Origin of the sequence: Corallococcus sp. 4LFB, from assembly GCF_046520365.1 — a bacterium.
Lineage (GTDB): Bacteria > Myxococcota > Myxococcia > Myxococcales > Myxococcaceae > Corallococcus > Corallococcus caeni.
Map to the genome: position 1 here is coordinate 1 of NZ_JBKGHJ010000292.1, position 10991 is coordinate 10991.

General features: G+C 70.8%; 10 protein-coding genes and 2 pseudogenes. 8 read left to right on the forward strand and 4 right to left on the reverse strand.

All coding sequences use genetic code 11. The annotated features are described in order from the left end of the window. From ACLEQD_RS26925 to ACLEQD_RS26935, 3 genes and pseudogenes are all read left to right on the forward strand, one after another. Positions 1-196, forward strand: a pseudogene (locus ACLEQD_RS26925) (ABC transporter ATP-binding protein); the annotation flags it as partial. 2 nt (positions 197-198) lie between these two features. Then, entirely contained in the window at positions 199-999 is an 801-nt protein-coding gene (locus ACLEQD_RS26930; protein ID WP_410387812.1) for an ABC transporter permease subunit, read from the forward strand. Between the two features lie 197 nt (positions 1000-1196). After that, positions 1197-2246, forward strand: coding sequence for an SPFH domain-containing protein (locus tag ACLEQD_RS26935; protein ID WP_410387813.1), 1050 nt, complete (start codon positions 1197-1199; stop codon positions 2244-2246). A 71-nt stretch (positions 2247-2317) separates the two neighbouring features. Here ACLEQD_RS26935 and ACLEQD_RS26940 read toward each other — a convergent pair whose 3' ends face one another. Continuing rightward, positions 2318-2860: an FHA domain-containing protein gene (locus ACLEQD_RS26940; protein ID WP_410387821.1), complete on the reverse strand. Its 543-nt coding sequence runs from the start codon at positions 2858-2860 to the stop codon at positions 2318-2320. 488 nt (positions 2861-3348) lie between these two features. After that, positions 3349-4578, reverse strand: coding sequence for a hypothetical protein (locus tag ACLEQD_RS26945; protein WP_410387814.1), 1230 nt, complete (start codon positions 4576-4578; stop codon positions 3349-3351). Positions 4579-4682: 104 nt separating this feature from the next. Here ACLEQD_RS26945 and epmA point away from each other — a divergent pair, with 104 nt between their 5' ends. From epmA to ACLEQD_RS26960, 3 genes and pseudogenes are all read left to right on the forward strand, one after another. Further along, complete coding sequence (gene epmA, locus ACLEQD_RS26950) at positions 4683-5696, forward strand: EF-P lysine aminoacylase EpmA (RefSeq protein WP_410387815.1); 1014 nt, start codon at positions 4683-4685, stop codon at positions 5694-5696. Further along, positions 5696-6433, forward strand: a complete 738-nt coding sequence (locus ACLEQD_RS26955; protein WP_410387816.1) for a lysophospholipid acyltransferase family protein — start codon at positions 5696-5698, stop codon at positions 6431-6433. Before epmA ends, ACLEQD_RS26955 begins: the two co-directional genes overlap by 1 nt. Further along, positions 6430-7036: pseudogene (locus ACLEQD_RS26960) on the forward strand (inorganic pyrophosphatase); the annotation flags it as partial. The gene ACLEQD_RS26955 and the pseudogene ACLEQD_RS26960, both read left to right, overlap by 4 nt. A gap of 738 nt (positions 7037-7774) precedes the next feature. On the opposite strand, the gene ACLEQD_RS26965 reads toward ACLEQD_RS26960, so the two are convergent. Continuing rightward, positions 7775-7930: a hypothetical protein gene (locus tag ACLEQD_RS26965; RefSeq protein WP_410387817.1), complete on the reverse strand. Its 156-nt coding sequence runs from the start codon at positions 7928-7930 to the stop codon at positions 7775-7777. A 199-nt stretch (positions 7931-8129) separates the two neighbouring features. Here ACLEQD_RS26965 and ACLEQD_RS26970 point away from each other — a divergent pair, with 199 nt between their 5' ends. Both ACLEQD_RS26970 and ACLEQD_RS26975 read left to right on the forward strand, forming a co-directional pair. Continuing rightward, positions 8130-9575 (forward strand): nicotinate phosphoribosyltransferase, encoded by a 1446-nt coding sequence (locus ACLEQD_RS26970; RefSeq protein WP_410387818.1) that lies wholly within the window; start codon positions 8130-8132, stop codon positions 9573-9575. Between the two features lie 41 nt (positions 9576-9616). After that, complete coding sequence (locus ACLEQD_RS26975) at positions 9617-10588, forward strand: nicotinamidase (protein WP_410387819.1); 972 nt, start codon at positions 9617-9619, stop codon at positions 10586-10588. 69 nt (positions 10589-10657) lie between these two features. On the opposite strand, the gene ACLEQD_RS26980 is transcribed toward ACLEQD_RS26975, so the two are convergent. Beyond that, a partial coding sequence (locus ACLEQD_RS26980; protein ID WP_410387820.1) for a glycerate kinase occupies positions 10658-10991 on the reverse strand: 334 nt, incomplete at its 5' end.

Below are 10991 nucleotides of genomic sequence, written 5' to 3' on the forward strand. Positions count from 1 at the left end.
GCTGGCGGCGCTGCCGTTCACGCCCAACGTGCTGGTGGAGGGCGGCCGCCTGCGGGTGATGGTGGCGGACGAGGCGCAGGCGCCGGACGTGGTGGCGTGCCTGGTGGGCGCGGGCGCGCGCGTGCACAGCGTGGTGCCCGCGCAGCGGCCGCTGGAAGAGGTGTACCTGGACCTGCTTCGGGAAGAGGAGACGTGAGCATGGCCTTCCGGCCGCGACGCGCGTTGGCGGTGTTCTGGAAGGACTCGCTGGACCTGCGCAAGAACGTGGGCCTGCTGCTGTCCATGGCGGTGCTGCCGCTGGTGATGGTGACGGTGCCCATTGGCGTGGTGTGGACGTACGTGCGGCAGCCGGACCACTCCGACCTGCGCACGGTGGCCCTCTTCTACGACCCCACGCTGCCCCTGGGCGCGAGCGCGGCGCGCTTCCTCATCGACAAGTCGCTCACGGACTGGTTCGGCATGTTCCTGGTGATGCCCGTCTTCATCCCCATCCTCATCGCGTCCCAGAGCGTGGCGGGGGAGAAGGAGCGGCGCACGCTGGAGCCGCTGCTCGCGTCGCCCGTGTCCGCGGCGGAGCTGGTGGCGGGCAAGAGCCTGGCCGCGCTGGTGCCCGCGGTGATGATGACCTGGTTCGCCTTCGCCCTGTTCTGCGTGGGCGTGGACTGGGTGGCGTGGCCGCTGGTGGGCGCGCCGCTGATGCCCAACGCGCTGTGGGGCTTCGGCGTGTTCGTGCTCGCGCCGCTGTTCGCCTTCTTCGGCAACGGCGTCGCGGTGCTCATCTCCGCCCGGGTGAGCGAGGCGCGCATGGCGCAGCAGCTGTCCGCGCTGGTGGTGCTGCCGCTGGTGGGACTGGTGGGCGGGCAGGTGGCGGGCGTGCTCAAGGCGGGCCTGGGCTACTACGCCATCCAGGGGGCCGTCGTGCTGGTGCTGGACTTCGTCCTCCTGTGGGCCAGCATCCGGCTGCTGGACCGGGAACGTCTGGTCAGCCGCTGGGGTTGAGTCACTGGCGGGTTGGAGAGTGGACTGCCAGGGAGCCGGCCGGACGGGCAGGCGCCCGTGAAGCTGGTATGTTCCAGGGGAGGATGCCGGGGGAAGCGCGGTGGCGCTTTCGCGCTGGCGGCCCCGCATTTAGGGGTTGGGGATACGAAGCTTTGAAGACCTGCCGCCCAGGCGGCCACGGAGGCGCTGAAACAGACATGGGGATCTTCGACAGCATCAAGGGCGAGGCGCAGCGGAACTTCATCGCCCGCGCGGACAGCGCGAAGGGTGAGATCGTCTACAAGTATCCGGAGAAGAACGTCCGGATGAAGACGCAGCTCACCGTGGACGCGGATGAGGTGGCGCTGTTCGTCAAGGACGGCAAGGTGGAGGGGAAGCTGGGGCCCGGCCGCCACACGCTGGACACCAACAACATCCCGTTCCTGTCGCGCCTGCTGGAGGGCTTCACCGGCGGCAACATGTTCATGGCGGAGATCTTCTTCGTCTCCAACCGCGAGCACACGGGCGTGAAGTTCGGCGGCCCCATCGGTGACGTGCGCGACCCGGAGACGGGCCTGGGCATCGGCACCATGGTGTACGGCGACTTCTCCATCCGCGTGACGGAGCCGGAGAAGCTGGTGGTGGGCCTGGTCGGCATGGGCCGCGCCTCCAACGAGGAGTTCCTGGGCTGGTTCAAGGGCCAGGTGCTCAAGGTGACGCGCGACCGCACCGCCGAGCTGCTGGTGAAGAAGAAGTGGCCGCTCCTGGACGTGACGAGCGGCGCCTACGTGGAGGAGATGGAGCAGGAGATCCTCGCCGGCCTCAAGCCGCACGTGGACTCCTACGGCCTCACCATCGTCCGCATGGGCAACTTCGTCGTCAGCATCAAGCCCGAGGACGAAATCACCCTGAAGAAGCTGTCCAAGGACGTCGCGTACTCGCGGCTGGCCGGCGGCTTCCAGCAGTACGCTCAAGGCCAGGCGATGCTCGGCGCGTCCGAGGGCATGGCCAAGGGCGGTGGCGGCTCCGACGGCGCCATGCAGGGCATGGGCATGGGCATGGGGTTCGGCATGGCGCAGATGTTCGCCAACCAGCAGAACCAGCAGCAGCAGCAGCAGCGCCCCGCGGAGCCCGCGCAGGCGGCCGCTCCGGCGGACACGCGCAGCCCGGCGCAGCGGCTCAAGGAGATCAAGGAGCTGAAGGACGCGGGCGTGCTCTCCGACGAGGAGTACAACGCCAAGCGCGCGGAGCTGATGAAGCTGCTGTAGTCCCGCGCGGACCTTGAAGTGAAGTGAGGGCCCTGTCTCCCGGAGCGTGGGAGGCGGGGCCTTCGCGCGTTTCAGGGGGCGGGCGTGCCGGGCACGGCGAGGCGCAGGTGTTGATGCAGCGTCTCCGCGCGCAGGTAGAGGAACTGCACGTCGCCGAAGGCCAGCGTGGCGCCGTCGTGGAGCATCACCTGGGCCTTGAAGCCCAGGGGCGCGCCGTTGATGAAGGTGCCGTTCATGGACTGGGCGTCGCGCACGGAGAAGTCCCCGGCGCCCGCGTTCCAGCGCAGGGTGGCGTGGTGCTGGGAGACGGAGGGCTCCGGCACTATCAGGTCGCACGCGTCGGTGCGGCCCACGGTGAACTCCTCGCCGTCCTGGTTCGGCTGGAGGAAGTGCACCTCCAGGTTGTCGAAGTCGCGCAGCATCGCGAGCAGCCGCTCCCCCATGCGCGAGCGGTGCGCCATGCCCACCGTGCGCATGCCCGTCATGCCGGAGGCCACCACGGACTTGAAGGCGGCCTCCACCGGCTGCTGGATGAGGGCCACGGAGCCGGACGCGGCCCGGAAGGACTCCAGCGAGGCCTCCGCGAAGGGGCGGAGCTGTTTCACGGACACCATGGCTTCGGACCCTACGTGCAACCGGCGGGGACGGGAAGGGCCCTCCGGGGCCTGTGGCCTAGGAGGGCAGCGGCGCCGCCGCGCGCGGGGCAGCTGCTGCGGCCCCGAGGTGGGCGTCGTCGCGGGTGACGCGGGCGCGGGCGGCGCGGGCGTGTCGTCCAGCCGGCGCAGGTCCAGCTTCATGGGCACCTGGAGCGTGGTGCTCAGGCGCAGCAGCAGCACGTCCGGCGCGAGGCCGTTCTCGCCAATCGCCTGCGTCAGCTCGCGGGCGGAGGGCGCGGTGCCCCGGGCCCAGAGCTCCTTGAGGAACGCGCCCGCCTCCGGGGCGTGCCACCACGCCGGGCCGAAGCGCGCCTTCAGCTGTCCCTGGAGCTGCCCCGCCAGGAACCACGCCCGGAAGCTGTCGGCGGACTGGTAGAAGTCCTCCTGGTCCACCAGGTAGCGGGCCACGTCGTCCTCCGTCATGGGCATGGCGCCGGTGCGCGCCATCAGCGCGCGGTACAGCTCGCGCGATCCACGTCCGTGCGGCGGTGCAGCTCCAGCTGGTAGAGCAGCCGGCCCGCCGCGTGGCGGATGAGGTACAGCTTGTGCGCGCTGGACGTCGCCAGGTACCGGGCGCGCTTGTCCGCGTCCCCCAGCACGCCCGCGTTCTCCTCCAGCCACACCGGGTCCTCCAGCAGGTCCTCGAAGAGGGCGGAGTACGCCTCGCCCACGGTGGGGGTGCCCAGCCGCGCCAGCTCGAAGCGCGCCTCCTGCGTGAAGGCCGTGTGGAGCAGGTGCCCCACCTCGTGCAGCACGCGGCCCTGGTGCAGCACGCCCGTGCCGGGCTTGAAGGACAGCCGCACGTCGGACGGCACCTTCACCGCCATGGCCAGCGGGCGCGGGTTCTTCTGCGGCAGGTCGCGCGCGTCCACCTTCACGTTGGGCAGCGCGCCCAGGTCGATGCCCAGCCCCGCCACGGTGGCCTGCGCCTTCGCCAGCGACTCGCCCTTGGGGAACGCGTCCTCCACCTCGCGCGAGCGGAACAGGCGCGGGATGTCCGCGCGCGTGATTTGCGCCAAGGGCAGCCCCAGCTCGCGCTGGGCGAGCCGCTCCATCACCAGGCGGTACGGCTCCTGCGTGGCCTGGAGCACCTCCTCCGCCAGCTGCGCCAGCCGCTCCAGGTCCGCTTGCCGCAGCTCGCTGCCGAAGGCCTCGTAGGACTCGAAGCCCATCTGCTTCACCAGCTCCCCCGTCTTCGCCTCGCGGCGCAGGAGCGTCTGGTTGAGGCGGGTGAGCGCGGGCGTGGCCGCCGCGTAGAGCGCCTTGCGCTTGAGGGCGCTCTTCTCGTTGGCGAGCAGCCGCTCCAGGTCGTGGTAGCGCACCTCGCGCCCGTCCACGCTCAGCTTGAGTGACGCCTCCAGGTTGGCGGACGCGTCGTTGTACTCGGCCAGCTCGCGCGCCAGGAACTCACCGGCGAAGTGGCCGTGGAGCGCGGTGAGGGCGCGCAGCTCGCGCGGGTCCTTCGTCAGGTGCCGGAGCCGGTCGATGCGGCGCAGGTTCTCCAGGCTGAAGAGGCCCTGCTTGCCGCTGTAGGTGGCGGCGATGTCCACCGCCTTGCCTTCGGTCCAGTAGTCCCAGACCAGCCGGTGCTGCTCCTCCAGGAGGAGGGCGGCCTCCGCGGAGAGGTCGTTCACCTCCCCGGTCAGTTGCTCTTCCTCGCTGGGAGGGGGGACCATCACCGGGGGCGCCTTGTGACAGGCGCTCAGCAAACACACGGCGGCGGCGAGGAGGGACGGAATCCTTGGGGACATGGGCCGCCCATGTTACTTCCGACCTGCCGATGCCCAACGTAAACCCATGGCGGGCGGCCCGAGGACGCCAGGGCCTCTACTCCGCCCTGCGTCAGTTCTTCGCCGGCCAGGGTTACCTGGAAGTGGAGACGCCGCTGCTCGTGCCCACCCCCGGCATGGAGCCGTACATCTCCCCCTTCGAGACGCCCTTCGTCCCGGAGACGGAGCTGGGCAGGGCTCGCACGCTCTACCTGCACACCAGCCCCGAGTACGCGATGAAGCGCCTGCTCGCTCAAGGCGCCGGGCCGCTGTTCCAGATCTGCAAGGTCTTCCGGAATGGCGAGGTGTCCCAGACGCACAACCCGGAGTTCACGCTGCTGGAGTTCTACCGGCCGCACGCGGACTACCACGCCATCATGGACGACCTGGAGGGCGCGCTGGCCCAGGCGGGCCGGGCGGCGGCGGACGCGAAGGACGGGGAGCCCGGCGCGGACCCGGCCTTCTTCACGCGCACGCCCTACGAGCGGGTGACGGTGCGCGACGCGGTGCTACGCGCCACGGGCGTGGACCTCCACGTGCACGCGGACGGCGCGTCGCTCAAGCGCGCGGCGGAAGGCGCGGGCGTGCGCACCGGCGACGCGACGTCCTTCGACGACGTCTTCTTCCACCTGTTCCTGCAGAAGGTGGAGACGGGCCTGGGCCACGAGCGGCCCACCTTCCTCATCGAGTACCCCGCGTCCATGGCGGCGCTGTCCCGGCTGAAGCCCGGAGACGGCCGCGTGGCGGAGCGCGTGGAGCTGTACGCGAAGGGGCTGGAGCTGGCGAACGGCTTCTCCGAGTTGACGGACGCGGCGGAGCAGCGCGCGCGGCTCGTGGAGGAGCAGGAGCTGCGCCGCAAGCTGGGCCGCGCCGTGTATCCCCTGGACGAGCGCTTCCTGGAGGCGGTGGGCCGCATGCCGCCCTCGGCGGGCATCGCCGTGGGGCTCGACCGAATCCTGATGCTGCTGCTCGGGGTCCAGCGCATCGAGGACGTCCTCCTGTTCCCCGCGCACGGGTTCGTCTGATGCTCAAGGTGCTCCAGACGGTGTTCGCCGGCTCGGCCGCGGTGGGCCTCACGGGCCTGACGTCCGCGACGGTGACGGTGCTGTCCGGGTTGAAGCAGCACCCGGCGGCGGACAAGGTGCTCGAGGCCTGGGGGCGCTCGGCGCTCGCGGCCGCGGGCGTGCGGCACGAAGCCTTCGGCCTGGAGAACATCCCGAAGGACGGCAACGTCGTCTTCGTGAGCAACCACCAGTCGCACTTCGACGCGATGGTGAACTTCGCGCACATCGACAAGCACACGCGCTACGTCGCCAAGGCGGAGCTGTTCAAGGTGCCCGTGTTCGGCCGGGCCATGCGCGTGGCGGGCAACATCCCCGTGCAGCGCACGGGCGGCGCGGACGACCGGGCCCGGCTCCAGGAGGCCGTGACGGCGCTGCGCGAGCGGGTCAGCGTGCTGTTCTACGCGGAAGGCACCCGCAGCCCGGATGGGGAGTTGCGGCCGTTCAAGAAGGGCGCCGCCACGCTCGCCATCCAGGCGCAGGTCCCCGTCGTCCCCATGGCCATCTCCGGCACGCGGCTCATCCTCCCCAAGGGCGGCCGGGCCATCCAGTGGGGCCAGCGGGTGGCCCTGGTGGTGGGCCAGCCGGTGCCCACGCAGGGGCTGACGCTGGCGGACCGGGATACCCTCACGCGCCGCCTGGAAGCAGCGGTGGCCGGCCTGTACGCCGAGGCGCGCCAGCGCTCGGGAGACACTCCATGAAGAAGAGCACCCAGACCACGTCCCAGTCCCATCCCTGGCATGGCATCTCGCCCGGGTCGGAAGCTCCTGAAGTCGTCACCGCGTACATCGAGATCGTCCCCACGGACGCCGTGAAGTACGAGTTGGACAAGGAGTCCGGCATCCTGATGCTGGACCGGCCCCAGCGCTTCAGCAGCCAGTGCCCCACGCTCTACGGCTTCATCCCGCGCACGTACTGCGGAGAGCAGGTGGCGAAGCGCTGCGCGGAGCGCACCGGCCACAAGGACATCCACGGCGACGGGGACCCCATCGACATCTGCGTGCTGACGGAGAAGGTCGTCTCCAACGGCAACCTGCTGGTGCACGCGGTGCCCGTGGGCGGCTTCCGGATGATCGACGGCAACGAGGCCGACGACAAGATCATCGCGGTGCTGGAGTCGGACCTCGTCTACGGCGAGCTCCAGTACATCGCGCAGCTGCCGCGCCCGCTGCTGGACCGCCTGAAGCACTACTTCCTCACCTACAAGCAGATTCCGGGTGAGGGAAAGCGCAGCGTGGAGATCGCGGAGGTCTACGACCGGCAGGAGGCCATGGAGGTCATCCGCCGCAGCATGCGCGACTACGACAAGCTGTTCGTGGAGCCGGAGGCGAAGCCGGCGAAGAAGTCCGCGCCGTCCGCCCGTCGCAAGGCTCCCGCGGCCAGGGCTCCCGCGGCCAGGGCTCCCGCGGCCAGGGCTCCGGCCTCCAGGGGCTCGGCGGGCCGTGGCACCCGGGGCGGAAGTCAGCCGCTGCTGGAAGTCCTGACGCGCGGAAGGGAGCGGCCCGGGGCCCCCTTTCCGCGCGGTGTCGTGCGTGCGGCCTTAAGAGCGGCGGGCGCGCTTGGGCGCGGAGGGGCGGGGGCGCTTGCCACGGGCCGGAGCGGCGGGCTTGCGCGCCGTCTTGGCCTTGGCGGCGGAGGCCGTCTTCGCGACCTTCTTGGTGGTCTTCTTCGCCACGGTCTTCACGCGGGCGGCGGCCTTCTTGGCCACGGTCTTCACCTTGGCCACGACCTTCTTGGCGGCCTTCTTCACCGGGGCCGCGGCCGGCGCGTGGAGGCCTTCTTGCCCGCGGCGGCCTTGGACGGCTTCGCGGCGGGGCCGGGGACGGCGGTGCCCCGGGCGGGGAGCTGATCCACGAGCTTCCTGGGCGCGATGGCGCGGTAGCTCTCGTCGATCCACGCCTTGATGACGGGCACCGGCACCTGCGAGGCCTCGTCGAAGTGGGCGGTCACCCAGCCGCTCTTGCCCAGGCCGTACTCGGTGGGCTCGGTGAAGGGCAGCGTGAGCGCGGCGTCCTTGGACTCGGGCAGCTTGGCGGAGAGGTTCAGCTTCTCGCGTCGACGGTCATGAAGAGGAAGGTCTTGTCATTGACCTTCATCGCGCGGTGGCCCCAGGGAAAGTCCTCGTGGGCGCCGGGGTAGCTCATCGCATGTTCGCGCAGTACGGCTTCGACCTTCTGCGTCTCGTTCTCTGCGGGCATGGGCACCTTGCTTCGTTGTGTGTCGTGACAGCTTAACCGGACCTGTCTCATCCGGCGCATACCGCGATGTGTCTGTTCTAGGAGGAAAGGCGGGTGACAGGCCACCCGTGGTTTCCCGCATCCGTCGGAACCCTTGGCCCTAGGTGCCGGGTGGGAGGCACGCATAGTCTCGGGGTCAACGATAAGGAGTCGCTTCCCGATGCCCCAGTCCCTGCTCGCCACGGATGGCTACAAGTTCAGCATGGCGGAGGCCGGCTGGCCCCTGCGGAAGGAAACGTTCTACTACTCGCACCGCAAGGGCGGTCCCCAGGTGATGCCGCTGGACCTGGAGGCCTGGGTCCGCGGCCTCCTGCCGGAGCCGCGGGCGGAGGACTACGCGTTCCTCGCCCGGCACGACTACGAGATGGGCGTGGGCTTCAAGGCCGCCATCCTGCGCAAGGAGCGGCTGTCCGTGCGCGCCGTTCCGCGGGGCGCGCTGTTCCTGCCGCGCGAGCCCATCCTCACCCTCACCGGCCCCTCCGCGCTGGTGTCGTGGCTGGAGCCGTTGCTGTTGCAGCTCAACTACCGCGTCCAGGTGGCCACGCAGGCGCTGCAGGACCGCGAGGCGCTGGCGCGCACGCTGGCCACGGTGTCGTGCGAGGAGGAGAAGCGCATCGCCCTGGAGACGCTGGACCAGGTGGGCGTGCGGGCCGTGTCCATCCGGGTGGATTCGGAGGCCTACCTGCAGCGCGTGCGGGCGCAGGTGAAGGAGCTGGTGGACGTCGTGGAGGACCCCTCGCGCATCTTCGAGGTGGGCCTGCGCGCGGCGACCTGCCTGGAGCAGCACGCGCTGGCCCTGCGCGCGTGCCAGGAGGCGGGCGTGCAGCGCACGAGCAACGTGGAGGGCGCGCGCGAGCTGGGGATGATTCCCGTGGGCACGATGGGCCACGAGCACGTGCAGCGCTACGGCTCCGACGACGCGGCCTTCCGCGCGATGCACGAGCGCCGGCCGCAGCGCTCCAGCTACCTGCTGGACACCTTCGACACGCTGACGTCGGGCATCCCGGCGGCGTTCAAGCTCATCTCCGAGGAGCCGCAGGGCGGGGACTCCATCCGGTTCGACTCCGGGAACAAGAAGCTCCAGTACCTGTACGCGGTGACGCGCGCGCGCGACTTGGGCATCAAGCCGGTCATCATCCTGGAGGACGGCCTGGACGCGCAGATGACGCGCGAGTTCGAGGAGCTGCGCAAGCAGGTGGGCTGGGAGCCGACGACGCAGTTCTACGGCTACGGCGGCCACATCGTGGCGCGCACCATGTCCCATGCGCTGACGCGCGACCGGGTGGCGGCCATCTACAAGCTGTCGTGCTCGGGCGCGACGCCGGTGATGAAGTTCGGCAACGAGCTGGCGGAGGGCAAGCAGAGCGTGCCGGGCACGCCCGTGCTGTTCCGCCGCCGCACGGGCACGGGGCCGCTGGGGCTGGTGGGGCAGGCGGGGGAGGCGACGCCGCAGGGCTACTTCCCGCTGATGGAGGCGTCCGCGTCCGCGCCGTCGCTGGTGGGCTTCGAGGGCCTGACGCCGGAGGAGCAGCGCATCGGCTACACTGCCACCACGCAGGCGCTGGTGGAGTCCCTCACCCGGCGCCACTTCCCGCAGGGCCGCTGACGCGACAGGCGCGGCGTTCTCTCCGGGCCTGGAGAGACGCCATGGCGCTGCCCCCACCCCGGTTCCACGACGACGCACGCGTCGGCCAGCTCTACCTGGAGCGCGTGGCGGAGGTCTCCCAGGAGGCCTACCGCTACGCGGCCGAGCACCGAGTGCGTCCGGCCCGCGAGGACACCGTCCGCATCGCGGCGTTCGGCATCGACGCGCAGGTGGCCTTCTGCACGCCGGGCGCGAGCCTCTTCGTCCCGGGCGCGGTGGAGGACACGCAGCGCACGCTGCGCTGGCTGTACACGCACCTGGACCGGCTGACGGGGCTCGTGTTCTCGCTGGACACGCACCGGGCCTTTCAAATCTTCCATCCTGCCTGGTGGAAGGACGCGGAAGGGCGCCCGCCCGCGCCCATGACGGTCATCACCGCGAAGGACGTGCGGGAGGGCCGCTGGAGGGCGACGCGCCATCCGGAGGAGAGCCTGGCGTACTGCGAGGGGCTGGAGGCGAGCGGCCGGTACGTGCTGACCATCTGGCCGTACCACGCGCTCCTGGGCGGACAGAGCCACGCGCTGGTGCCGGCGATGTACGAGGCGAGCCTCTTCCACGCGCTGGTGCGGGACACGCCCACGCACTTCGAGCTGAAGGGCGAGCACCCGCTGACGGAGAACTACTCCGTGATGGCGCCGGAGGTGACGGAGGTGAAGGGGCAGCGCGTGGGCGAGTTCAACGCGCGGCTGATGGAGCACCTCCTGTCGTTCGACCGCGTGTACGTCTTCGGGCAGGCCAGCTCGCACTGCGTGCTGTCCACGCTGCGCGACCTTCAGCAGTACCTGGAGCGCACGGACAAATCGAAGCTCCAGCGCATCCACATCCTGGAGGACGCGATGAGCCCCGTGCCCGCGCCTCCGTTGCAGCCGCTGCCCGCGGCGCTGGACTTCCCGCGCGTGGCGAAGGAGTCGCTGGAGGGCTTCCGCGCCGCAGGGATGCGCGTGGTGAGGACGACGGATCCGCTGGAGCCGTAGCGCGGACGGAGACGCCGCGTGGCTTCGCGGTGCCGGGCTGTTGGCGGCCGCCGTGACGTTGCTTGGGGGCTACCGGCCCAGGCGCGCGAGGGCCCACTTCGCGGTGGCTTCGCGCAGCGTCTCCCGCGCGCTGGCACCGGGGCGGGCCTGACTGCTCAGCTCCACCACTTCGCGGAAGAGGGACAGCTCGGGGCCGTTGTCCCGCTGCACGATGCCCGCGAAGAGCACCACGTGCGTGCCCTGCGCGCGCGCCAGCCTCGCGAGCGCCACGGGGCCCTTGCCCATGGACGTCTGCCGGTCGAAGCGCCCTCGCCCGTGAGCACCAGGTCCGCGAGCAGCACGCGCCGCTCCAGCCCCAGCGCCCGCGCCACCAGGTCGTAGCCGGACGTCAGCTTCCCGCCCG